This is a genomic window from Lelliottia sp. CFBP8978 (genome assembly GCF_034046055.2).
GTDB lineage: Bacteria > Pseudomonadota > Gammaproteobacteria > Enterobacterales > Enterobacteriaceae > Enterobacter.
Genome location: NZ_CM188253.1, coordinates 56,463 through 78,385, shown reverse-complemented (window position 1 = coordinate 78,385; position 21,923 = coordinate 56,463). Strand labels below are relative to the sequence as shown.

Genomic DNA, 21,923 nt, shown 5'->3' with positions numbered 1-21,923 from the left:
GTCAGATAAAATGCCCGCTTTTCCACCGTGGGATTGCCGCCGATGTCCGTTAACGCCGTAGAGTCGCCAGATGCGCAACCGATTGCGCAGGTTCAATATAATAGTGAATTAATTTACCGCCTTGAAGACCGCCCGCCTCTGGCACAGACTCTGTTCGCAGCATGTCAGCACCTGCTGGCGATGTTCGTGGCCGTTATCACACCTGCCCTGCTGATTTGCCAGGCGCTGGGATTACCCGCCCAGGACACTCAACACATCATCAGCATGTCGCTGTTTGCATCCGGTGTAGCCTCGATTATTCAAATTAAAGCCTGGGGTCCGGTCGGGTCAGGGCTGCTCTCGATTCAGGGCACCAGCTTTAACTTTGTGGCTCCGCTGATCATGGGTGGAACAGCACTGAAAACCGGCGGTGCCGATGTGCCGACGATGATGGCGGCGCTGTTTGGCACGCTGATGCTGGCAAGCTGTACGGAAATGGTGATCTCCCGCGTCCTGCATCTGGCGCGCCGGGTGATCACGCCGCTGGTTTCCGGCGTAGTGGTCATGATTATCGGCCTGTCATTGATTCAGGTAGGCCTGACCTCTATCGGCGGCGGCTATGCGGCCATGAGCGACCACACCTTTGGCGCACCGAAAAACCTGCTGCTGGCGGGCGTGGTGCTGGCAATTATTATTCTGCTCAACCGTCAGCGTAACCCGTACCTGCGTGTGGCTTCTCTGGTGATCGCGATGGCGGCCGGATATCTGATGGCCTGGGCGCTGGGCATGCTGCCGGAGAACACCGCTCCAGCCAACAGCCCGCTGATCATGGTCCCGACGCCGCTGTATTACGGCTTAGGTATCGACTGGAGCCTGCTGCTGCCGCTGATGCTGGTATTTATGATTACCTCGCTGGAAACCATCGGCGACATCACGGCCACCTCAGACGTCTCAGAACAGCCCGTTTCTGGCCCGCTCTATATGAAACGCTTAAAAGGCGGCGTGCTGGCGAATGGCCTGAACTCGTTTGTCTCGGCCGTATTCAACACCTTCCCGAATTCCTGCTTCGGCCAGAATAACGGCGTGATCCAGTTGACCGGCGTAGCCAGCCGCTACGTGGGCTTTGTGGTTGCGCTGATGCTGATCGTCCTCGGACTGTTCCCGGCGGTGAGTGGTTTTGTGCAGCACATTCCTGAACCGGTGCTGGGCGGTGCAACGCTGGTGATGTTCGGCACTATCGCCGCTTCCGGCGTGCGTATTGTCTCCCGTGAGCCGTTAAACCGCCGTGCGATCATGATTATCGCGCTCTCCCTGGCCGTAGGCCTGGGGGTTTCTCAGCAGCCGCTGATCCTGCAATTTGCGCCAGACTGGGTGAAAAATCTGCTCTCCTCGGGGATTGCCGCTGGCGGCATCACTGCCATCATTCTGAACCTCGTTTTCCCGCCTGAAAAAAACTAACGGTTATCACGGCAGGCTCTCATTGCCTGCCGTGATACCTAATGACACGAATCCCGCCTTGAGCATTGCGCATAAATCGTGCATAACTCCTCTATGTGCGTTTGACGGGATGGAAGACGATGAAATTTATTGGAAAGCTACTCCTCTGGATTTTGATTGCGGTCATGATCGCAGTCCTGGCCTTTTATTTTCTTATTCAGACCCGCTGGGGCGCGGCTCAGGTGAGCAGTTGGGTGACGGTTAATACCGATTACGAACTCAATTTTGATCTGATGGATCACCGGTTTTCATCCCCTTCTCACCTCATTCTGGAAAATGTCACCTTTGGTCGCGACGGCAAACCGGCCACACTGGTGGCAAAAACGGTCGATATTGGCCTGAGCAGTCGCCAGCTCACCGATCCCGTGCATATGGATACCATCACCCTGACCGATGGCACGCTCAATCTCTCGCCGCAGACCGCTCCGCTCCCCTTCCAGGCCGACCGCCTGCAGCTGAATAACATGGCGTTTAACAGCCCCAATACTGCGTGGGATCTGAGTGCGCAGAAAGTAACAGGCGGCGTGAGCCCCTGGCAGCCGGAAGCAGGCAATGTGCTCGGCAAAAAAGCGCAGATTCAGATGAGCGCCGGATCCCTCACCCTCAATGGCGTGCCTGCGAGCAATGTGCTGATCCAGGGCGAGTTGAACGACAAAGAGGTGAATTTGGGCACTATCGGCGCCGATATGGCCCGTGGCTCGCTGACCGGCACCGCGCGGCGTAACGCTGACGGGGGCTGGGTCATCGACACTATGCGCCTGAACGACATTCGTCTGCAAAGCGACAAATCATTCATGGATTTCTTTGCGCCCATTACCACGCTGCCTTCGCTGCAAATTGGTCGCCTGGAGGTCACCGACGCACGTCTGCAAGGACCGGACTGGGCAGTGACCGACCTTGATTTAAGCCTGCGTAATCTCACGTTAAGTAAAGGCGACTGGCAGAGCCAGGAAGGGCGTTTATCCATGAATGCCAGCGAATTGATCTATGGTTCTCTGCATCTTTTCGACCCGATTATGAATGCGGAATTCTCGCCACAGGGCATTGCGCTGCGCCAGTTCACCTCCCGCTGGGAAGGGGGCATGGTGCGCACGTCCGGTAACTGGCTGCGTAACGGTAAAGCGCTGGTGCTGGACGATGTTGCCGTGGCCGGGCTGGAATACACGCTTCCGCAAAACTGGAAAACCCTGTGGATGGATCCGCTTCCGGAGTGGCTCAACAGCGTGACGCTGAAAAAATTCGGTCTGAGCCGAAATCTGGTCATTGATATCGATCCGGCTTTCCCGTGGCAGATTACCGCTCTCGATGGCTATGGCGCCAATCTGCAGCTGGCGAAAGCGCACCAGTGGGGCGTGTGGAGCGGTAACGCCACGCTCAACGGTGCAGCGGCAACATTCAACCGCGTGGATGTCCGTCGTCCGTCGCTGGCGTTGGCCGCCAATGCTTCAACAGTGAATATCACCGAACTCAGCGCGTTTACCGAGAAAGGAATTCTGGAGGCGACAGCCGCCGTATCGCAGCTCCCGCAGCGACAAACCACCGTCAGCCTGAACGGGCGCGGCGTGCCGCTTAATATCCTCCAGCAGTGGGGCTGGCCGGCGCTTCCTGTTAGTGGCGACGGCAATATCCTGTTGACCGCAAGCGGCAGCGTGCAGGACAACGCGCCGCTGAAACCAACGGTTAACGGGAAGTTGAGCGCCGTGAATATGGATAAACAGCAGGTGATACAGACCATGACGGGAGGGGTGGTTTCGACGACTCCGGCCGCGGAGCCGTCGGCTTCCCCCTCACCCTAGCCCTCTCCCTCAAGGGAGAGGGAACTGAACAGTGCGGTCTTTTATATCGAACAAATCCCCCCTCTCTGATTGGAGAGGGAACTGAGCTGCGCGGTCTTTTATATCGGGCGACAAACCACAGAAGAAGTCAGCCCGGCTCCGAACAAATCCCCTCTCTCAAGGGAAAGGGAACTGAACTGCGCGGTCTTTTGTCTCGGGCGACAAGCCCCAGAAGAAGTCAGCCCGGCTCCGGACAAATCCCCTCTCCCCTATGGGGAGAGGGAACTGAACTGCACGGTCTTTTATATCGGGCGAAAGGCCACAGAAGAAGTCAGCCCCTGCTACGAACAAATCCCCTCCCTCAAGGGAGAGGGAACTGAACTACGCGGTCTTTTTTTTCGGGCGACAAGCCACAGAAGAAGCCAGCCCGGCTCCGGACAAATCCCCTCTCCCCTATGGGGAGAGGGTCAGGGTGAGGGGAAACAGCACTACAGTTTGATCACCACTTCATTCCCTGCGGATTTCACTACCACGCCCCACTCGCTGCCCGCATGTGAGCCGCCTTTGACGCCAGCGATCTGCTGCACATTGCGCAGGCAAACCGACCAGTTTTGCGCATCGCCTTCACCTTTCACCGTCACGGTGTCGCCCTGGCGAGAAGCCGTCAGCGTAAACACCACCGAACCATCCGCCGCAGGCACTTCACTCACCGCCGAGCAACCGTCTGCCAGGCTAAAGAGCTGGAAGGCCGTGCCGTGATTCCACGCATAATCAGGTTTCTGATTATTGTCACCCAGCGCCAGAAGCGTATTTTCGCGCACATAGACCGGCAGACTCTGGAAGTCGTGCTGCTGTTTGTGCCAACGACTGCCCTGCACTTCGTCGTTATGCCACAGATGCGTCCAGCGGCCTTCCGGCAGGTAAAACTGCACATCACCGGCTTCACTGAATACGGGCGCGACCATCACCGCATCGCCGAGCATATACTGGCGATCGAGGTAGTCACACGCCGGATCGTCAGGGAATTCGAGCATCATCGCACGCAGCATCGGCGTTCCAAACTCGCGGGCCAGCGCGCCCTGGCGGTACAGATACGGCATCATCCGGCATTTTAGCTGAGTGAAGTGGCGCACCACGTCGCAGGACTCATCGTCGTATGCCCACGGCACACGGTACGATTTGCTGCCGTGCAGGCGGCTATGGCTGGAGAACAGCCCGAACGCACACCAGCGTTTGTAGACGTGCGCTGGCGCGGTATTCTCGAATCCACCGATATCATGGCTCCAGAAGCCAAAGCCCGACAAACCAATCGACAGCCCGCCGCGCAGGCTTTCTGCCATAGACTCGTAGTTGGCATAGCAGTCACCGCCCCAATGCACCGGAAACTTCTGCGCACCGACCGACGCAGAGCGCGCAAACAGCACCGCCTCTTCTTCGCCCACCGTCTCTTTCAACACATCCCACACCAGCTCGTTGTAGATATACGCGTAGTGGTTGTGCATCTTCTGTGGATCGGAGCCGTCATGCCACACCACATCGGTCGGAATGCGCTCGCCGAAGTCGGTCTTGAAACAATCGACGCCAATATCAACCAGCCCTTTCAGCTTGTCCGCGTACCACTGGCAGGCTTCCGGATGGGTGAAGTCATAAATCGCCAGTCCCGGCTGCCATTTGTCCCACTGCCACACCGAGCCATCCGGGCGTTTCAGCAAATAGCCTTTCTCTTTCAGCTCGTTAAATACCGGTGATTTCTGGCCGATATACGGGTTGATCCACACGCAGACTTTCAGCCCTTTGTCCTTCAGGCGACGAATCATCCCTTCCGGATCGGGGAAGGTGACCGGGTCCCACTCAAAATCGCACCACTGGAACGCCTTCATCCAGAAGCAGTCGAAGTGGAAGACGTGCAGCGGCAGATCGCGATCGGCCATGCCGTCAATAAAGCTGTTGACCGTGGCTTCGTCATAGTTAGTAGTAAACGACGTGGTGAGCCACAGGCCGAACGACCAGGCTGGCGGCAGCGCCGGACGGCCGGAGAACTGCGTATAGCGGTTCAGCACCTCTTTCGGCGTCGGGCCGTCGATTACAAAATATTCCAGATACTCGCCTTCGACGCTGAACTGCACTTTGGAGACTTTCTCCGAGCCGACTTCAAACGATACATTTTCCGGATGGTTCACCAGCACGCCGTAACCGCGGTTAGTGAGGTAGAACGGAATATTCTTGTACGACTGTTCGGTGCTGGTGCCGCCGTCACGGTTCCAGGTTTCGACCGTCTGGCCGTTACGCACCAGCGCGGTAAAACGCTCGCCAAGGCCGTACACCGCTTCGCCGACCCCTAAGTCCAGACGCTCGAACATATAGTTGCTGTCAGTGTTGCCGTCCTGCACGTAGCCGTTATTTTTCAGCTGACTGCCGGTGATGCGCTGGCCATCGCGCAGGAAATCCAGCGCCCAGAACTCACCTTTCGTGACTCGCACGCTGATGTTACCGCTTTTCAGCTCGGCAAATTCCGCCGTATTTTCAATCTCAACCTTAACGTCTTTCAGAACATTCAGTGGATAGTGCGGACCGTTGTCCAGCGCACCCTGGAAGTGCTCGATACGCACCCCCACGATACCCTCCTGCGGCGAGAACAGGCGAACCGTAAACATCAATGTGTCGAGTTGCCAGGTGCGTTCACGCACGTCGCGCGGTGCGACATACACCACCAGGTCGTTGCCCTGCTGTTCCACGTCGAACACCTGAACCGGATAGGTCACATTCAGGCCCGGTTGAATAAGCCAGTTTCCGTCACTGATTTTCATACTTTCTTCCTCTTAGTTCTGTAATTCTTTGCTGACCGGCAGGTCGTCGAACGCCTGCTGGTTACGGCGTGCGCCTTGCGCCAGCTCGCCCATGATTTTGGTCAGGAACGGGGTCTTCAGGGTGTAATAGCGTTTCGCAATAATCGCGCTGAGCACGTAGCAGACCGCAGGCGCCAGCGTAAACAGGCCGATAATGATGTTAATCGTGGCGCTGTTCTGGGTTTTGGCGGCGGCGTCATAGCCCCCGCCCGCCAGCATCCAGCCAATCATTGCGCCGCCCAGTGCCAGACCCAGCTTCAGCACAAACAGCGTCCCCGCAAAGCTGATGCCGGTCAGACGTTTGCCGTTGGTCCATTCGCCATAATCAACGGTATCGGACATCATGACCCACTGGATCGGCGTCACCAGCTGGTGCAGAACCCCTATCACAAAGATAAAGCTGAACATCATGACGGTGGCATGCATCGGCACGAAGAACATCGCCACGCTCGCCACCGCCAGCAGGGCGTTGGTCCACCAGAAGACGCTGACTTTGCATTTCCAGTCGGTAAGCGGTTTGGCCAGCGCGGAGCCAATCAGGTTGCCGACGCAGTAAGTGGTGAGGAACGCGACGAACACTTCCGGCGAGCCGATAATCCAGGTGCAGTAATACATCATCGCACCGCCACGCACGCAGACGGCGAGGATATTGAGAATGGTGAGAACACCGACCACGCGCCACTGGTCGTTGTGCCAGATGTCGCGCAGGTCTTCACGCATGGAGGTGGTGCTTGGCGGCACCTGGATGCGCTCTTTGGTGGTGAAGAAGCAGAACGCCAGCATCAGGAATGCCACCACCGACAGCACGGCGATCCCGCCCTGGAAGCCGAAGGCTTTGTCTTCACCGCCAATCAGCTTCACCAGCGGCATCATCAGCACGGTGGAGAGCATGCCGCCCGCCGTCGCCAGCACAAAGCGCCAGGATTGCAGGGAGATACGCTGCGTCGGGTCGTTGGTGATCACACCGCCCAGCGCGCAGTACGGAATATTGACCACGGTATAGAGCAGGGTCAGCAGGGTGTAGGTGATGGCGGCGTAAACCATTTTACCGTTCAGGCTGAGGTCCGGCGTGGTGTACGCCAGCACACATACGATACCGAACGGAATCGCGCCAAACAGGATCCACGGGCGGAATTTACCCCAACGGCTGCGGGTACGGTCGGCCAGCAGGCCCATGCACGGGTCAGAAATCGCATCCAGCGCACGCGCCAGCAGGAACATGGTGCCGACAAACCCGGCGGGAATGCCGAAAATATCAGTATAAAAAAACATCATGTACAACATGACGTTATCAAAAATAATGTGGCTGGCGGCATCACCCATGCCGTAGCCAATCTTTTCCTTAACGGATAATACTTCGCTCTTCATTTTTGTAATCCTTTGACGCTGTAGGGGCGCTGAGACCGGTGACTTAACTTGTAAACCATCCTTTGGCGAGCGGGTATTCTGTTTTCTCGTTAGTAACTTACGTTTCTTCTTTTTTGTGATCGCGGTAAAACTCGGGAGAGAAAGGCTAACCTGAGGATTTTCTTAGGAATTAACCGAAAGGGGGTAATACAGGTCAAAAGAGGGGTGAAAAAAGTGTGCGAAATGATGTGGTAAATGCCTGAAAGTAGCTATAATGCGCACCGCCTCCATGTAGCAATCGAGGCGCGGAAGATCGTCATCTCCGGTGAGGTGGCTGGATTTCAAATCCAGTTGGGGACGCCAGCGTTCCCGGGCAGGTTCGACTCCTGTGATCTTCCGCCAATACAAAATCGATAAGATCCTTTTATCGTTTTTTGTAAATTTTGTTGGAATCTGCATAGTTTTTTTAATTATTTCTCTTTATACAATTCACTAGATTTTCTAGCGCGTATAAATTTTATACAATTCTGTTTCCTTGCTCTAAAAAAGCATGTTAAATTAAGTATAGATTATCACTCACTTAATGAAAAAAAAGGAAATCTTGTGGCATGAACAGTAATAGTCCATTAAGAAATAAAGTATCTGAAGAAATAAATTTCAATTTCATTGTTGAAGTAATTGATGCCCAACCTTGGATACAAAATTTCGAAGATGAATTAATTACTTTATTTGAATTCTGTGACAATCATGATCAAAAAAAACTCTTATGTGAGTTATTAAAAAGATTCTTTTATTTAAATGACATTAAAGAGCGAGAAGCCTGTCTTGCATTAAACTCAAAGATTAATGAGTGGAAATTATCACCCGAAAATACTTGGATCGTTGCTGTTGCAAACAAATCTGAGGTAGATGGCTCTAGTGCTGGACTTCAAAAATTAAAAAATAAAATAAAACCGATTGAAGAATGGCACAATCGATACATAGCTAATATACCATCTGCAATAGATCATATAAAAAATGGTGATAATGTTGTCCTATTCGATGATTTCATAGGAACAGGTGGTAAAATTGAAAGAAAAGAAAAATGGTTGAAGAAACTCTTAAGCGAAAATGGAATTGATGTTAACACGATAAATATTTTTATCACTGGATTTGCAGGGATGCAGTTTGGATTAAAGGCTTTTTCTGAAAAATCGGAATCATTAATTTATGTTAAGCACGTATTACTCAAGGGAATATCGGAAAGTTTTTCTTTAACTCAGATTGAATATTACATTGATATTATGCTTTCATTAGAAAATAAACTAGGCAAACGATACAAAAATAAATCTCTTCCAGATTATTCGTTAGGTTTTAATCGCAGCGAAACCCTTTACTGTGGTGCGAACGATAACTGCCCAAACAATGTTTTCCCAGTGTTATGGTGGCCAATAATCAAAAATGACGCCCGTCATTGTACATTATTAACTAGGGCGGGATAAACATATGAATTCTTATTTAAAAATATGTGTCAAAGAAATAGTTCATACTTTACTTGATGGCCAATGGCATGAACTTTATTATTTTCACCAAAAATATAGAGCTCCTATAAAAATAATATTGGAATCTGTAGGTGAACTTTTAGAAACGGGGCTTATTATAAAATCTGGAAGAATGATTAAACTAAAAGAAAAACATTCTAACCAAGATCTAAAGATGCTCAACTTTTACTTTAAAACAAAAAAACCAAATGCGTTAGTTTATTCAAATAAAAAAATTGAACATTTTTAACATTATGATATTATTGTGTTGCTGGATTCCAACGCTAGCATTTTGAGGTGTATACGCCTCGTTCGTTTAGGTTGGTTTTAGCCACTGAACTGATGTACTGTACTTCGTCAAGACGAAGTACAGTAGTTCACAATTCATTGACATGAATTGTGAACACCGTGTTAAAGTAAGTAAGTAGCGTCGGGGTCCAGCAACCATAATGAATGTCCAGAATTTTATCGATACGCTAAACTTAGAAGATATAAAACCATCTTTAATATCACCTATTATTGCGTCACCGTCTTCTTTTTATAGGCAATTTAAATTACAAAAAAAAAGAGGCGGGTTTAGGGAGATAAACGCTCCCTACCCATTTTTAGATTTTATCCAGAAGAAAATTTATCATTTCTTAGATGAGAGATTTGCACCACATGAGGCGGTTTTTGCCTATACTCATGGGAAAAATGCAATTTTGCATGCTGAAAAACATGTGAAATCCGATGTTTTACTGGTCCTGGATATCAGTGATTTCTTTGGTAACATTACAAACAGTAAAATATTCAACTCCTTAATAAATATGGGTATCAATGCGTCAACTGCATCTGTTATTACATCTTTATGTTGTTTAAATAACCGTATTCCACAAGGTTCAAGTACTAGCCCAATATTAAGTAACATTATTTTCCATTCAATTGATAACAGACTAAATGCCTTAGCACTTAAATTTAATTTAATTTACTCTCGATATGCCGATGATTTGGCTTTTTCTGGAAATCATATACCCAAAAACTTCAAAAAATATGTATGTGGAATCTTAAGTGAAAATGGTTTTTCTATAAACAAAGACAAAACAAAAATAAAAATGAAGAACTCAAAAAAAATACTAACGGGGGTATCTATAACAAATGGAACGATGAAATGCCCAAGAAAATTCAAGCGGGAACTTAGAAAAGATATTTTTATATTGGAGAAAAACATTAATGACCTTTCTGCGATCACTCCTTTGGACCCATTAATTTATGAAAGAATTTTAGGAAAAATAAACTATTTGCTCCAAATTGAGCCCAATAATGGTTTTTTCCAAAATAAAAAATTGGAAATCAGTCGGCATCATCTGAAATTTCTTGGTAGATGATTTTACTATTCTTTAAAATTTAGAACTACTTTCTTTTAAAGAAAAATAATTACTTATTTTGGCTTTTACCAAGCCTTAGTAATTCCTCTCGTCCTAAATTCTTCAACCAATTCCCTAAACTCATTCCTGCATCTTTTGCAGCGGCCTCAAACTCAGCCTTCAGCTCCGGTGTAATGCGAATCTGAAAAGTCGGTGCTTTTCCGGATTTTGACTGATTTGGGTCGCGTTTGGCTGTTGACATGTACGTACCTATGAGAGCAAAATATCACCATTAAGATACGTACCTTAGCACACAATAACCTGAGAATTAAACGCCCTCGTCTGGTACTCGCAATACCTGACGAGAGCTAACCTCACCAACTATCAAGGAGTTGATTATGGCTGATTCGCATTCTACCCCAGACACCACCACCACCGGAACTGAGCGCACGATAATTGTGGGATATCGTCCAAATGTTCACGACAAAACCACGCCGAACATCATGCTTTCCGGCAAGTGGCTGCGCGCCGCTGGGTTTGAAACCGGGCAACAGGTGACGGTCAAAGTCATGGACGGGTGTATTGTTCTGGTGGCGTACAGCGAGCAAGAGCAGCGGTTGCTGGACGAATTAAAACAGGCGCAGGCGAAGTTGAAAGGGATTGAGGGGGCGTTGGTTGGGGTGCATTAGGTTTGGTGCGGGGTTTTCCCCTCACCCTAACCCTCTCCCTCAGGGAGAGGGGACCGATCGAGCACAGCAATATCACCGCCGCAAAAAACTCAAAACCCACAGCGATGCCCTGGTCCGGCTGTAAATCGCTGAGTCGTTGACTGGAGGTAGGGGCGACGCACAGGGATGTGCGTCGAGGGCGCTGCTTTACAGGGACGTTACCTGCGCCCGTCCCCGTCAGCCGGAAGGAATAAGACGAGGGCACCGCGAAGCGGCGATTTACCGCCGGGAGCCCGGGTTGCCAGGGTGGTGGCGATTGAGCCACCCTGGCACGTTCACGGGTATCGTGGTGACAGAGAATCGCGGTTCGCAAAGTGAACGGAATAACCACTTCAGCAGCATATCCCCCTAACCCTCTCCCTCAACCGATCGAGCAAAACCCCCAATCAAACCCTAATCTCCATCACCGCATACACCCCATCCTTCGGTACAATCACCGTCACGTTTTCCGCCGGGATCCCCGCCGCAAGATGGATATCCTGCAATTGCTGCAACGTGCGCGGAAAAATAGGCGACCAGCCGATACAGCGCAGGGTAAAGTCAATCTGCGGGCTGCTGGTGAGCATATTCGACACAATCACCGCCCCGCCGGGTTTCACCAGCCGGAGCGCGCGTTGCAGGAAAATCACCGCATCCGCGTCGTTGAAGTATTCAAAAATGCCCAGCGCGTCGACCAGTTCGGCCTGATGCTCGCCTAGTTCCAGCAGTAAATCGTCACTGCGGATGAAATGGTGGATAAGATGGCGCTTGAGCAACGTCAGCTGTTCCCCGACGATCAGCCCCTCCTGCGCCGCCATCGTTTCGGCCCAATGCAGGGCGACAACATCATCATCCACCAGCGTCAGGTGAACGCTCTGTCCGTCCAGCTTTGCGGCGCGCAACGCCTCCAGCACCGGAATGGCCGCGCCGCTCGCCAGGCTTATCCAGTCACTTTCGATTTCATTGTGAATGTATTGATTAACCAGCGCGCCCAGCACCTGCGCGCGGGAGCGCACACCGATCGCATCATTGGCATGGATAAACCACTGGCGGCTTTCGCTGTCCATCCGCGTGCCTTCCGGCAGCCGATCTTCCAGCGGGTTTTGCACCACAAACAGCGCCAGCGCGGAAGGGACCAGCCGGGCGCGCCAGGCCGCCAGCGCCGGGCGCGTGCGGTACGCCTGCTCGGAATAGCGATGTTGCGGGACAAGCAGCGGTAATCCGTTTTCACCGTCTTCCAGCCGCGGGGGCAGAAGCTGAGGGTCAGCCTTCAGGGCCTGATCGAGCGCATCGATCTCTTTCCTGGCATCGTCTTTCATCGGCCATTGATCGCTGACATCGGGAAACGATGCGCTGTAAATGGTCATATTTGCCGGAGCACTACCGCGAAAAGATTGCCAGTTCATATCGTTCCCCCCGTTCGGCCCTACACGCAAGTCTATGCAAACGCGACGGCATTACCCTACGAAAAATGCACGATATGCCTTAATTTTCAGCTCACCTGTGCCGCTCTGAATCGCTATACACGAGGGAGCGATCGGGATGAAAAAACAGGTTTGGCGGCTGCTGCTGCCGTTGATGCTGTCAGGCTGCGCCAGCATTGTGGGCAGCAATGAAGAGATGGTGTATATCGACAGTACCCCGCCCCATGCGTATTACTCGATTATCGACCGCGATGGCCTGATCATCGCCACCGGCACGACGCCGCGGTCCGTCATTATCAAGAAATCCGACGGCAGTTATTTCGGCAAACGGGACTACACGCTGACTCTCAAACAGCAGGGCTACTACTCGGTCATGATGCCGCTGGAGTACCGGTTCAGCCACTGGTACACCTTCGGCAATATTATCTTCGGCGTGCTGGGCTGGTGGATTGTGGACCCGTTCTCTGGCGGGATGTACACGCTAAAAGAAGAGCGGATCCAGGCGATGCTGCGCCCTTGCCCGCCAGGACCGTTCAATATGATGTGCTCGTAAAGATCAGAATGGTTAACGCTTCATCCAGCCGGGAAGAATACGTAGTATATTGAGAGTTAACTTTTTCTACGGGCGTTATCCATGTCTTACTCCATCGGCGAATTCGCGCGGCTTTGCGGCATCACCGCCACCACCCTGCGGGCGTGGCAGCGTCGCTATGGTCTGCTAAAGCCGCTGCGCACCGATGGCGGGCATCGCCTTTACAGCGATGACGACGTACAGCAGGCGCTGAAAATTCTCGACTGGGTGAAAAAAGGCGTCCCGGTCAGCCAGGTGAAACCGCTGCTGGCACGACCGGGCGCGCGCCGCACCAACAACTGGCTCACCCTGCAAGAGAGCATGTTGCAGCGGCTGAAAGAGGGAAAAATAGAATCCCTGCGCCAGCTTATTTACGATTCAGGCCGCGAATCCCCCAGACCGGAATTAGTCACAGAAGTCCTGCGTCCGCTGCGAAGCCAGGTTTCGGCGAATATTCCGGCAATAATGACCCTGCGCGAAATTCTCGACGGCATAATTATTTCCTACACCTCATTTTGTCTTGAAGGGGATAAACGCGCGCCGGGCGATAATTATTTACTCAGCGGCTGGCATCTGAACGACCCGTGTGAAATCTGGCTCGAAGCGCTTAAACGCACGGGGCAAGGACACCGGATCGACGTCCTTCCGGTACCGCCGGCCACGCTGGCGCCGGATATTTTCCCGGATCGAAAATGGTTACTGGTCACTACCGGCAAATTAACCGCCGCGCGTAAAAAACAGATTGAACAGTGGCAACAACAGGTCATTTCCCTTGAAGTGATTACCCTGTAAATCTATTTCCCGCGCCAGTTATCACGAAAATTTGAATATTTTTCCGCCGCCAGAATGCTAACGTTTTCCTGTTATTAATCATAAAACAGGAAAACAAAATGAATAAGATCTCCGGCCTGCTGCTTTTATCCTCCATGGCTTTCGCCCCCGTCGCCTTTAGCGCCCCGGTGGGTACGCTGAGCGTTCATATTCTCAACCAGCAAACCGGTATTCCGTCGCCTGATGTGACGGTCACTCTGGAAAAACAACAGCAAAACAGCTGGACCACGCTGGCAAGCGGCAAAACCGACCAGGACGGGCGGATTAAATCGCTCTATCCGCAGGATCAGGACATGCAGCCGGGCGTGTATAAAGTGACATTCAAAACCGGTGATTACTTCCACAGCCAGAAGATGAACACGTTTTTCCCGGAAGTTCCGGTACTGTTTACCGTCACGAAGAGCAACGAAAAGCTGCACATTCCCCTGCTGTTAAGCCAATACGGCTACTCCACCTACAAAGGCAGCTGACACCTCTGGCGCTCCCCCCTCACGGGAGCGCTCAATTTCCTGCATCAAGCACACCTAAATAACACACTGAAAAATATATCAAATAAAAAATAATCCAATCTAAACTTGGACAAATTACAATGATTGTGTAAGTTTTAAGTATCACGTTTTTTCAGGATCGTTTACAGCAAAGGTGAGCCAATGAGCGCCGTGCACTCCGTTATTGATCGGTTTGTGAGTTACTACGCCGGGCTGGAAAACCAGCCGCCATCGGCCCTGCCTGCGCTTTATCACCCCGACGCGGTACTGATCGACCCTTTCGGTCAGCATCAGGGGCTGTTTGCGATCCAGCGCTACTTCACCCATCTGCTGGCCAATGTGGATGAGTGCCATTTCTCCATCGACAAGCCCTTCACCGACGGCAACCGTTTTGCACTGACATGGACGATGCACTGGTCACATCCGCGTTTAACGGATGGCGAAACGCTCGCCCTGCCGGGCTGTTCCGTGGTGGAGGTACAGGACGCCACGGTTGTGCGTCAGCGCGATTATTACGATGCCGGAGAGATGATTTATGAACACCTGCCCTTGCTGGGCTGGGCGGTTCGCGGCGTCAAAAGGAGGGTGCGGCCATGATGACTGTCCTCATCACCGGAGCCACCTCAGGGATTGGCGAGGGACTGGCGAAGTCCTGGGCGGATGACGGCTATCGCGTCATTGCCTGTGGCAGGGATGCCGCTCGCCTTGAGGCGCTGCGCCAGTACAACCCGCACATCTCATTACGCCAGTTTGATATGACCGACGCGCAAGCCTGTCGCGAAGCGCTGGCCGATTGCCGCGTTGACCTGGCGATCCTCTGCGCCGGCACCTGTGAATATCTCGATCGCGGCACGATCGACGTCGATCGGGTCGCGCGGGTGATGAGCACCAATTTTAGCGGCCCCGTCAACTGCCTGGCGGCGCTACAGGATCAGCTTGCGCCCGGAAGCCGCGTGGTGCTGGTCAGCTCCATGGCGCACTGGCTGCCCTTCCCGCGCGCAGAAGCCTACGGTGCATCCAAAGCGGCGCTCACCTGGTTTGCCAACAGTCTGCGCCTCGACTGGGAACCGAAAGGCATTGCCGTCACGGTGGTTTCACCGGGCTTTGTCGATACGCCCCTCACCCGCAAAAACGATTTCCCCATGCCTGCAAAAGTGAGCGTGGAACAGGCCGTGACCGCCATCCGTCGTGGCGTGGCGAAAGGCAAAACGCATATCGCCTTCCCCGGCGGATTCAGTCTGGTGATGCGCCTGCTGGCGTCACTGCCGCTATTTGTCCAGCACGCGCTGCTGCGCAGGATGGTGCGCTCATGAACATCGCCATCATCGGCGGCGGGATCGCCGGGCTGACCTGCGCATGGCGGCTGGCCGGACACCATAACGTCACTCTTTTCGAGGCAGAACGCGCGGTTGGCGGCCATACCGCGACGGTCGATATCGCGACCCCGACAGGCACATTTGCCATCGACACCGGGTTTATCGTCTTCAACGACCGCACCTATCCGCGTTTTATCGGCATGTTAAGCGAACTGGGTATCAGCGGACAAAAAACGCAGATGAGTTTTTCCGTCCACAACCCTGCGAGCGGGCTGGAATACAACGGGCACACCCTGACTTCGCTGTTTGCCCAGCGGCGCAATCTGCTGAATCCCACTTTCTGGCGGCTGCTCAAATCCATTGTGCGCTTTAACCGGCTGGCAAAACAGGCGCTGGCAGGGCCGGTGGACAACCACCACACGCTGCAAACGTTCCTGGAACAGCACCACTTTAGCGACTTTTTCGCCCGGCATTACATTCTGCCGATGGGGGCCGCCATCTGGTCCTCGTCGTTACAGGAGATGCGCCGTTTTCCGCTGGCGCTGTTTCTGCGCTTTTTTGACAACCACGGGCTGCTGGATATCACGCATCGGCCGCAGTGGTACGTCGTGCCGGGCGGATCGCGCGAGTATGTCCGCGCCCTGCTGGCGAAGCTGGGCGACCGTCTGACGCTGCACACCCACGCCCCGGTGCAAAAAGTGACTCGCCATGCTGATGGCGTAGAGGTGCAGATTGCCGATCGGACCCACACCTTCGACCAGGTGATTTTTGCCTGTCACTCCGGGCAAGCGCTCGCGTTGCTGGAACATCCCAGCCAGGCAGAAAGCGAAATTCTCGGCGACATTGGCTGGCAACGTAACGAAGTGGTGCTGCATAACGACAAGCGCTGGCTGCCGGTGCGTGAACGTGCCTGGGCAAGCTGGAACTATCGTCTGAGCGAACAGGATCACGCCAGCGCCTGCGTAACCTACAACATGAATATTTTACAAGGGCTGCCGAAGGGGACGCCGTTGTTCTGCGTCACCCTCAATCCAGACACCGCAATCGACGAACGCTACGTCTGGCAGCGTTTTGTTTATGAACATCCCCAATTCAATCCGACAAGCTGGCGGGCACAAACCCGGCGCGCCGAGATCAACGGCCACCAGCGCAGCTGGTTCTGCGGGGCTTACTGGTACAACGGTTTTCACGAGGATGGCGTGCATAGCGCGCTTGATGTGGTGGCAGGGATCGCCGCCGTGGAGGGGGCGTAACATGAACAGTTGCCTGTACCAGGGCGTGCTACGCCATCGCCGTCTGCTGCCCCGGGCGCACCACTTTCGCTATCAGCTGTTTATGGCCTGGCTCGATCTCGATGAACTGGCGATCCTGCCGTCGGTAGGGATCCGCCGCAACCGCTTTGCCGCGGCCTCATTCCACGACAGCGACTATCCGCTGGGCGCGCCACTCAAAGAGAAGGCGCTCGACAGGCTGGAGAGCCTGACCGGGGAACGCACCGATGGCCGGGTCATGCTGCTCACCCAGTTGCGCTACTTCGGATTCCATTTTAATCCGGTCAATTTTTATTACTGCTTCGACCAGCAGGAGACGTTGCGCTGGGTCCTGACCGAGGTCCGCAACACGCCGTGGAACGAGCGGCACTACTACGCGGTGAACGGGCAGGAGGCGCGCCCGATGGCGAAAGCGTTCCATGTGTCGCCGTTTAATCCGATGGATATGGTGTATCACTGGCGCTTCAATCGTCCCGGCAAAACCTTGCACATGCACATTGAAAACCATCAGGAAGCGAAAGTGTTTGATGCCACGCTGATGCTGGCCCGCCAGCCGCTGACCCGCGCAGCGCTCAATTCGCTGCTGCGGTGCATCCCCCTGATGACGCTCAAAACCGTCCTTGCGATTTACTGGCAGGCGTTGCGGCTGTGGCTTAAACGCATGCCCATCTATAACCACCCCGCCAGCAGGAGTGAACGCTCATGACCGATCCCGTTTATGCGCTTGAACCAGAATGCCCGCGCAACGCGCGGATGGCGCGCTGGCTGCTGTTCCGACTTTTAGGGGAGTTGCAGCAGGGTTCGCTGACCGTACGCGAGGGTAACCAGACGTTCCATTTCGGTGACGCCAGCGCAGCGCTGCATGCCGACGTGGAGATCCTCTCCTCCGCGGTATACCGGCGGGTGTTGACCGGCGGCAGTCTTGCCGCCGCCGAAGCCTGGATGGACGGGGAATGGGAGACGCATCAGCTCCCCACTTTGCTACAGATTTTAGCCCTCAACGGTAAAGCGCTGGGGCGGCTGGAGAGCGGTTTTCGGCTGCTGGGCAAGCCCGTTGAACGCCTGCGCCACTGGTCGCGCCGCAACCATCGTCAGCAGGCGCGGGAAAATATCTCCGCCCATTACGATCTGGGCAATACCTTTTATGCCCATTTTCTCGATGATGAGCTGCTTTACTCCAGCGCGCTGTTTACCGCGCCGGATCAGGATCTGACGGCCGCGCAGCAGGCAAAAATGGCGCGACTGTGTGACCAGCTGGCGCTGAAGCCTGCCGATCATCTGCTGGAAATCGGCACCGGCTGGGGCGCGATGGCGGAATTTGCTGCCCGTCACTACGGCTGCCGGGTGACCACCACCACACTGTCGTTAGAGCAGTTTAGCTGGGCACAGGCCAGAATTGCCCGCGCCGGGCTGCAGGATCGGGTTCAGGTTCTGCTGTGCGATTATCGCGATCTCACCGGGGAGTTCGACAAACTGGTGTCGGTAGAGATGATCGAGGCGGTCGGCAAACGCTTCTTACCGGAATTTTTCCGCACCTGTCAGGCGCGCCTGCGCCCCGGTGGCAAAATGGCGATTCAGGCGATCACCATTCAGGACCAGCGCTACCGCGCCTACAGCAAAAGCGTCGATTTTATTCAGCGCTATATCTTCCCCGGCGGCTTTTTGCCAAGCATTACGGCGATGAGCGATCTGATGACCCGCCATACCGATTTTGTGGTACGCAATCTGTTTGATATGGGACCGGACTATGCGCGCACGCTGGCTCACTGGCGCACACGCTTTATCCATGCCTGGCAGGATATTGAAAAACTCGGCTTTGACGAGCGGTTCCGCCGGATGTGGCTCTACTACCTGGGCTACTGTGAAGCCGGGTTCAACGCCCGCACCATCAGCGTGGTGCAGCTGACGGCAGAGCGCGTATGAACCGCCACGTGCAGGTCTTTTTGCTGGCTATTGCGTTCGATCTCTACTGGACGCTGGTGGTGCTATTTCGCGAGCGCGGCGTCATGGTCTGGCTGGCGCTGGCGCTACTGGCCTGCCTGATGCTGAAGCCGGTCCAGCGTATCTACGCCATTCTGCTGGCCGCCGCGGGCAGTTCGCTCGATACGCTCTGGTCGCTGACGGGACTGATTCGTTTCAACGGCGACAGCATTTTGCCGCTGTGGATGATGGCCCTGTGGCTGATGTTCGCCTGCGTCTGGAACCAGCTCACCAGCACTACCGCGCTGCCCCGCTGGCTGCTGGTGCTGATGGGCACCGCAGGCGGGCCGGTGGCCTATTTTCTCGGCGAGCGTCTGGGCGCGATCGCTTTTCTGGCCCCGACATTCATCGTCCTGAGCTGGATGGCGATGGGCTGGCTGGTGTTAATTCTGTTTTTCCATCTGCTGGTGGGGAGGCAACCATGAGATCCGCCTTGCTGCTTCTGCTCTGGCTGGCTGCCGCGCTCCCTGCGGCGCACGCCGCCGACTGGCTCACCTGGCGCAAAGTGGGCGAGGCGACACTGACCTGGGGGCCGTTTGACGTTTATCGCTCCCGGCTGAGTACCCCGGATGGCCGTTACACCGGCCTGCAACAGGATCAGGCGCTGCTGATCACCTATCAGCGCAGCATCAGCCGTGACGAACTGGTCGACGCCACCCGCGATCAGTGGCAGGCGCAGGGCATTCTGGACAGTGAACCCAACAGCGAGGAGTGGCTGCGCAGGCTGCGGGCGCTTTGGCCCGATGTGGATCAGGGAAGCCAGCTGGCGTTTGTCGTGACTAACGGCCAGGGGCAATTCTGGTATCGCGCCCCGACGGCCCGCTCGCCGTTCACACCGCTCGGCCCACCGCAATCGGCCACTTTCAGCGAGCGCTTTCTGGCGATCTGGCTCGGCCCTCGCACGCAATATCCCGAACTACGACTGCAGTTGCTCGGAGGTAAACCATGAAACGTTTTCTGACTCTCGGCCTGATGCTGATGACGCTGCTGGCCGGCTGTAGCACCGATATTAATGATTACCGCGAGCAGCAGCCGCGGCTCGATATCTTCGACTATTTTCAGGGCCAGACCGAAGCCTGGGGGATGGTGCAGGATCGCAGCGGGAAGCAAATTCGCCGCTTCCACGTCGATATCAAGGGCGAGGTCAGCGGCGATACGCTGACGCTCAACGAACAGTTTGTGTACGACGATGGCGAAAAACAGCAGCGCGTATGGCATATCCGGCGCGTCAGCGCCGATCGCTTTGAAGGCCGTGCGGGGGATATCGAGGGCGTGGCGACCGGCCAGGCGGCGGGAAACGCCTTCAACTGGCGCTACAGCATGAACGTCAAAGCCGACGGCAAAACCTGGCTACTGCACTTCGACGACTGGATGTATTTGCAGGACGGCAAACATCTCTTTAATAAAACCGCGATGACGAAATTTGGCTTTAACGTCGGGACGGTGACCATTTTCTTCACCCGCAACGCGCAGTAAGGGGACAACATCATGAACAATAAACCCATTCTCGGTATCAGCGGATGTCTGACCGGCTCGGCCGTGCGGTTCGACGGCGGGCATAAACGCATGAGCTTTTTAATGGATGCGCTGGCGCAATGGGTAACGTTCAAACCCGTATGCCCGGAAATGGCGGTGGGCCTGCCTGTCCCTCGCCCGGCGCTGCGACTGGTCAAAACACCCGACAGTGAGATGCACATGCGTTTTACCCAGGCCCCCCATGAAGACATCACCCATAAAATGGCCGAGTTTGCCGGGCACTATTTGCCGGGTATTGCCGATTACGCCGGATTTATCGTCTGCGCCAAATCGCCAAGCTGCGGCATGGAGCGCGTGCGCATCTACGACGAAGCGGGAAATCCTGGCCAGAAAGAGGGTAACGGTATTTTCACCGCCGCGATGCAGGAAAAATATCCGTGGCTACCGGTGGAGGAAGACGGGCGGTTGCACGATCCGGTACTGCGGGAGAACTTTATCGCGCGGGTATTTGCCCTGCACGAGCTGAACATGCTCCGCGCCAGCGGCCTGACGCGCGGTGCGCTGCTGGCCTTTCACAGCCGCTATAAGCTGCAACTGCTGGCGCATAATCAGGCGGGTTATCGCGAGATCGGGCCTTTTGTGGCGTCACTTCACGAATGGGACGATCTGGATGCCTTTTTTGCGGTCTATCGCGAGAAACTGATGGCGATTTTGAAACAGCCCGCGTCGCGCAAAAACCACACCAACGTGCTGATGCACATTCAGGGCTATTTCCGTAAACAGCTCAATACCCGCCAGCGCCTGGAGTTGCGTGAAGTTATCCTCAACTACCGCGCCGGACAGCTGCCGATCCTCGCCCCGCTTACGCTGTTGAAACATTATCTGGCGGAACACCCGGACCGCTATCTCCTGACGCAAAACTACTTCGACCCGTACCCGCAAGACTTAGGCCTGCGGCTGGCCATTAGCTGATAGTCCAAAACGAGAGACCCCAAGCCCAAAAGGTCCTTACAGGTAGCATCTTTAGACGACAAACCTCACTGTCGTCTTTTTTTGGCTCAGAAAAATGAATACACCGCTCCCGCACACCAGAGTGAATATTAACATCATCCCAACACCTCAGGCTTTTCTGTTTTCGACTCTTGGTTCACGATACCATTCTGACTTTTCAAATAATTCAAGCCAATCCATACGCCCTTCGAGCATAGCGGGAAAATGGTTTTTCAATGCATTTGCGAAGTGATTAAGACTGTAGATATTTCTTTTGTACACTTCATTTTGATCCGCAGTAAACGTGATTTCTGATATTGTCCGGTCAGCATCCGTCATATAAGTAATAATGAAATCCCTGACGTTATAAGTGACAACCTCAGTATCATTTTTTATCACACAGTAGCTTATTTCAACCGCTTCTCGCCATATAACAAAGACCAGTTGATAGCCTCTCCCGGCCATAATGATAGTATCATTATCACACGCAGTCACATTAAATCCATAGCGCTTAATAATATCGCCAAAAATTTCGCAAAATGGTGATAAATATTGGTTCATG

The 21,923-nt window shown here is 53.9% G+C and carries 23 protein-coding genes and 1 tRNA gene; 19 read left to right on the top strand and 5 right to left on the bottom strand.

What is annotated here, in order from left to right:
- The first annotated feature begins 42 nt into the window (after nucleotides 1–42).
- Both SOM82_RS00345 and SOM82_RS00340 read left to right on the top strand, forming a co-directional pair.
- Nucleotides 43–1,437 (top strand): nucleobase:cation symporter-2 family protein, encoded by a 1,395-nt coding sequence (locus SOM82_RS00345; RefSeq protein ID WP_320460648.1) that lies wholly within the window; start codon nucleotides 43–45, stop codon nucleotides 1,435–1,437.
- Between the two features lie 119 nt (nucleotides 1,438–1,556).
- Complete coding sequence (locus tag SOM82_RS00340; RefSeq protein ID WP_320460647.1) at nucleotides 1,557–3,272, top strand: AsmA family protein; 1,716 nt, start codon at nucleotides 1,557–1,559, stop codon at nucleotides 3,270–3,272.
- 467 nt (nucleotides 3,273–3,739) lie between these two features.
- Here the strand turns inward: SOM82_RS00340 and yicI are convergent, their stop codons facing one another.
- Together yicI and SOM82_RS00330 are read right to left on the bottom strand one after the other, a co-directional pair.
- Nucleotides 3,740–6,058, bottom strand: a complete 2,319-nt coding sequence (gene yicI, locus SOM82_RS00335) for an alpha-xylosidase (protein WP_320460646.1) — start codon at nucleotides 6,056–6,058, stop codon at nucleotides 3,740–3,742.
- 12 nt (nucleotides 6,059–6,070) lie between these two features.
- Complete coding sequence (locus SOM82_RS00330; protein ID WP_320460645.1) at nucleotides 6,071–7,465, bottom strand: glycoside-pentoside-hexuronide family transporter; 1,395 nt, start codon at nucleotides 7,463–7,465, stop codon at nucleotides 6,071–6,073.
- Nucleotides 7,466–7,751: 286 nt separating this feature from the next.
- On the opposite strand from SOM82_RS00330, the gene SOM82_RS00325 reads away from it, so the two are divergent.
- The 4 genes from SOM82_RS00325 (at nucleotide 7,752) to SOM82_RS00310 (ending at nucleotide 10,328) form a co-directional block, all read left to right on the top strand.
- Nucleotides 7,752–7,846: transfer RNA gene (locus tag SOM82_RS00325), tRNA-Sec, on the top strand.
- A gap of 206 nt (nucleotides 7,847–8,052) precedes the next feature.
- Nucleotides 8,053–8,925 (top strand): phosphoribosyltransferase-like protein, encoded by an 873-nt coding sequence (locus SOM82_RS00320; protein ID WP_320460644.1) that lies wholly within the window; start codon nucleotides 8,053–8,055, stop codon nucleotides 8,923–8,925.
- A gap of 4 nt (nucleotides 8,926–8,929) precedes the next feature.
- The gene (locus SOM82_RS00315) at nucleotides 8,930–9,214 is read left to right on the top strand and encodes a hypothetical protein (protein ID WP_320460643.1); all 285 of its coding nucleotides are present in this window, start codon (nucleotides 8,930–8,932) and stop codon (nucleotides 9,212–9,214) included.
- A gap of 199 nt (nucleotides 9,215–9,413) precedes the next feature.
- On the top strand, nucleotides 9,414–10,328 hold the full coding sequence (locus tag SOM82_RS00310; RefSeq protein ID WP_320460642.1) for a reverse transcriptase family protein: 915 nt from the start codon (nucleotides 9,414–9,416) through the stop codon (nucleotides 10,326–10,328).
- A 49-nt stretch (nucleotides 10,329–10,377) separates the two neighbouring features.
- Here SOM82_RS00310 and SOM82_RS00305 read toward each other — a convergent pair whose 3' ends face one another.
- Nucleotides 10,378–10,569, bottom strand: a complete 192-nt coding sequence (locus tag SOM82_RS00305; RefSeq protein WP_320460641.1) for a toxin-antitoxin system HicB family antitoxin — start codon at nucleotides 10,567–10,569, stop codon at nucleotides 10,378–10,380.
- Between the two features lie 136 nt (nucleotides 10,570–10,705).
- On the opposite strand from SOM82_RS00305, the gene SOM82_RS00300 reads away from it, so the two are divergent.
- Nucleotides 10,706–10,996: a SymE family type I addiction module toxin gene (locus tag SOM82_RS00300; protein WP_320460640.1), complete on the top strand. Its 291-nt coding sequence runs from the start codon at nucleotides 10,706–10,708 to the stop codon at nucleotides 10,994–10,996.
- Nucleotides 10,997–11,421: 425 nt separating this feature from the next.
- On the opposite strand, the gene SOM82_RS00295 is transcribed toward SOM82_RS00300, so the two are convergent.
- Nucleotides 11,422–12,420 (bottom strand): class I SAM-dependent methyltransferase, encoded by a 999-nt coding sequence (locus tag SOM82_RS00295; protein WP_320460639.1) that lies wholly within the window; start codon nucleotides 12,418–12,420, stop codon nucleotides 11,422–11,424.
- Nucleotides 12,421–12,556: 136 nt separating this feature from the next.
- Between SOM82_RS00295 and SOM82_RS00290 the strand changes: the two genes are divergently transcribed.
- The 12 genes from SOM82_RS00290 (at nucleotide 12,557) to SOM82_RS00235 (ending at nucleotide 21,343) form a co-directional block, all read left to right on the top strand.
- Nucleotides 12,557–12,991, top strand: a complete 435-nt coding sequence (locus tag SOM82_RS00290; RefSeq protein WP_320460638.1) for a hypothetical protein — start codon at nucleotides 12,557–12,559, stop codon at nucleotides 12,989–12,991.
- An 81-nt stretch (nucleotides 12,992–13,072) separates the two neighbouring features.
- On the top strand, nucleotides 13,073–13,801 hold the full coding sequence (locus SOM82_RS00285; protein ID WP_154128476.1) for a MerR family transcriptional regulator: 729 nt from the start codon (nucleotides 13,073–13,075) through the stop codon (nucleotides 13,799–13,801).
- Between the two features lie 98 nt (nucleotides 13,802–13,899).
- Nucleotides 13,900–14,310 carry a hydroxyisourate hydrolase gene (gene uraH, locus SOM82_RS00280; protein WP_320460637.1) on the top strand — a complete coding sequence of 137 codons (411 nt, stop codon included), beginning with the start codon at nucleotides 13,900–13,902 and terminating at the stop codon, nucleotides 14,308–14,310.
- Between the two features lie 180 nt (nucleotides 14,311–14,490).
- The gene (locus SOM82_RS00275; RefSeq protein ID WP_320460636.1) at nucleotides 14,491–14,925 is read left to right on the top strand and encodes a nuclear transport factor 2 family protein; all 435 of its coding nucleotides are present in this window, start codon (nucleotides 14,491–14,493) and stop codon (nucleotides 14,923–14,925) included.
- On the top strand, nucleotides 14,922–15,641 hold the full coding sequence (locus SOM82_RS00270; protein ID WP_320460635.1) for an SDR family NAD(P)-dependent oxidoreductase: 720 nt from the start codon (nucleotides 14,922–14,924) through the stop codon (nucleotides 15,639–15,641). The genes SOM82_RS00275 and SOM82_RS00270 overlap by 4 nt, the downstream gene beginning before the upstream one ends.
- Complete coding sequence (locus tag SOM82_RS00265; RefSeq protein ID WP_320460634.1) at nucleotides 15,638–16,897, top strand: NAD(P)/FAD-dependent oxidoreductase; 1,260 nt, start codon at nucleotides 15,638–15,640, stop codon at nucleotides 16,895–16,897. Before SOM82_RS00270 ends, SOM82_RS00265 begins: the two co-directional genes overlap by 4 nt.
- 1 nt (nucleotide 16,898) lies before the next feature.
- On the top strand, nucleotides 16,899–17,621 hold the full coding sequence (locus tag SOM82_RS00260; RefSeq protein WP_320460633.1) for a DUF1365 domain-containing protein: 723 nt from the start codon (nucleotides 16,899–16,901) through the stop codon (nucleotides 17,619–17,621).
- Entirely contained in the window at nucleotides 17,618–18,838 is a 1,221-nt protein-coding gene (locus SOM82_RS00255) for a class I SAM-dependent methyltransferase (protein WP_320460632.1), read from the top strand. Before SOM82_RS00260 ends, SOM82_RS00255 begins: the two co-directional genes overlap by 4 nt.
- Entirely contained in the window at nucleotides 18,835–19,320 is a 486-nt protein-coding gene (locus SOM82_RS00250) for a DUF2878 domain-containing protein (protein WP_320460631.1), read from the top strand. The genes SOM82_RS00255 and SOM82_RS00250 overlap by 4 nt, the downstream gene beginning before the upstream one ends.
- Nucleotides 19,317–19,844, top strand: a complete 528-nt coding sequence (locus SOM82_RS00245) for a chalcone isomerase family protein (RefSeq protein ID WP_320460630.1) — start codon at nucleotides 19,317–19,319, stop codon at nucleotides 19,842–19,844. The genes SOM82_RS00250 and SOM82_RS00245 overlap by 4 nt, the downstream gene beginning before the upstream one ends.
- The gene (locus SOM82_RS00240) at nucleotides 19,841–20,371 is read left to right on the top strand and encodes a DUF3833 domain-containing protein (protein ID WP_320460629.1); all 531 of its coding nucleotides are present in this window, start codon (nucleotides 19,841–19,843) and stop codon (nucleotides 20,369–20,371) included. The genes SOM82_RS00245 and SOM82_RS00240 overlap by 4 nt, the downstream gene beginning before the upstream one ends.
- Nucleotides 20,372–20,383: 12 nt before the next feature.
- On the top strand, nucleotides 20,384–21,343 hold the full coding sequence (locus SOM82_RS00235; RefSeq protein WP_320460628.1) for a YbgA family protein: 960 nt from the start codon (nucleotides 20,384–20,386) through the stop codon (nucleotides 21,341–21,343).
- A gap of 147 nt (nucleotides 21,344–21,490) precedes the next feature.
- Here the strand turns inward: SOM82_RS00235 and SOM82_RS00230 are convergent, their stop codons facing one another.
- Nucleotides 21,491–21,922 carry a hypothetical protein gene (locus SOM82_RS00230; RefSeq protein ID WP_320460627.1) on the bottom strand — a complete coding sequence of 144 codons (432 nt, stop codon included), beginning with the start codon at nucleotides 21,920–21,922 and terminating at the stop codon, nucleotides 21,491–21,493.
- Nucleotide 21,923: the final 1 nt, after the last annotated feature.

Excerpts from the sequence above, each read along its gene's own strand:
- SOM82_RS00345 (WP_320460648.1), top strand. The coding sequence starts at position 43 with ATGTCCGTTAACGCCGTAGAGTCGCCAGATGCGCAACCGATTGCGCAG.
- SOM82_RS00340 (WP_320460647.1), top strand. The coding sequence starts at position 1,557 with ATGAAATTTATTGGAAAGCTACTCCTCTGGATTTTGATTGCGGTCATG.
- yicI (WP_320460646.1), bottom strand. The coding sequence starts at position 6,058 with ATGAAAATCAGTGACGGAAACTGGCTTATTCAACCGGGCCTGAATGTG.
- SOM82_RS00330 (WP_320460645.1), bottom strand. The coding sequence starts at position 7,465 with ATGAAGAGCGAAGTATTATCCGTTAAGGAAAAGATTGGCTACGGCATG.
- SOM82_RS00320 (WP_320460644.1), top strand. The coding sequence starts at position 8,053 with ATGAACAGTAATAGTCCATTAAGAAATAAAGTATCTGAAGAAATAAAT.
- SOM82_RS00315 (WP_320460643.1), top strand. The coding sequence starts at position 8,930 with ATGAATTCTTATTTAAAAATATGTGTCAAAGAAATAGTTCATACTTTA.
- SOM82_RS00310 (WP_320460642.1), top strand. The coding sequence starts at position 9,414 with ATGAATGTCCAGAATTTTATCGATACGCTAAACTTAGAAGATATAAAA.
- SOM82_RS00305 (WP_320460641.1), bottom strand. The coding sequence starts at position 10,569 with ATGTCAACAGCCAAACGCGACCCAAATCAGTCAAAATCCGGAAAAGCA.
- SOM82_RS00300 (WP_320460640.1), top strand. The coding sequence starts at position 10,706 with ATGGCTGATTCGCATTCTACCCCAGACACCACCACCACCGGAACTGAG.
- SOM82_RS00295 (WP_320460639.1), bottom strand. The coding sequence starts at position 12,420 with ATGAACTGGCAATCTTTTCGCGGTAGTGCTCCGGCAAATATGACCATT.
- SOM82_RS00290 (WP_320460638.1), top strand. The coding sequence starts at position 12,557 with ATGAAAAAACAGGTTTGGCGGCTGCTGCTGCCGTTGATGCTGTCAGGC.
- SOM82_RS00285 (WP_154128476.1), top strand. The coding sequence starts at position 13,073 with ATGTCTTACTCCATCGGCGAATTCGCGCGGCTTTGCGGCATCACCGCC.
- uraH (WP_320460637.1), top strand. The coding sequence starts at position 13,900 with ATGAATAAGATCTCCGGCCTGCTGCTTTTATCCTCCATGGCTTTCGCC.
- SOM82_RS00275 (WP_320460636.1), top strand. The coding sequence starts at position 14,491 with ATGAGCGCCGTGCACTCCGTTATTGATCGGTTTGTGAGTTACTACGCC.
- SOM82_RS00270 (WP_320460635.1), top strand. The coding sequence starts at position 14,922 with ATGATGACTGTCCTCATCACCGGAGCCACCTCAGGGATTGGCGAGGGA.
- SOM82_RS00265 (WP_320460634.1), top strand. The coding sequence starts at position 15,638 with ATGAACATCGCCATCATCGGCGGCGGGATCGCCGGGCTGACCTGCGCA.
- SOM82_RS00260 (WP_320460633.1), top strand. The coding sequence starts at position 16,899 with ATGAACAGTTGCCTGTACCAGGGCGTGCTACGCCATCGCCGTCTGCTG.
- SOM82_RS00255 (WP_320460632.1), top strand. The coding sequence starts at position 17,618 with ATGACCGATCCCGTTTATGCGCTTGAACCAGAATGCCCGCGCAACGCG.
- SOM82_RS00250 (WP_320460631.1), top strand. The coding sequence starts at position 18,835 with ATGAACCGCCACGTGCAGGTCTTTTTGCTGGCTATTGCGTTCGATCTC.
- SOM82_RS00245 (WP_320460630.1), top strand. The coding sequence starts at position 19,317 with ATGAGATCCGCCTTGCTGCTTCTGCTCTGGCTGGCTGCCGCGCTCCCT.
- SOM82_RS00240 (WP_320460629.1), top strand. The coding sequence starts at position 19,841 with ATGAAACGTTTTCTGACTCTCGGCCTGATGCTGATGACGCTGCTGGCC.
- SOM82_RS00235 (WP_320460628.1), top strand. The coding sequence starts at position 20,384 with ATGAACAATAAACCCATTCTCGGTATCAGCGGATGTCTGACCGGCTCG.
- SOM82_RS00230 (WP_320460627.1), bottom strand. The coding sequence starts at position 21,922 with ATGAACCAATATTTATCACCATTTTGCGAAATTTTTGGCGATATTATT.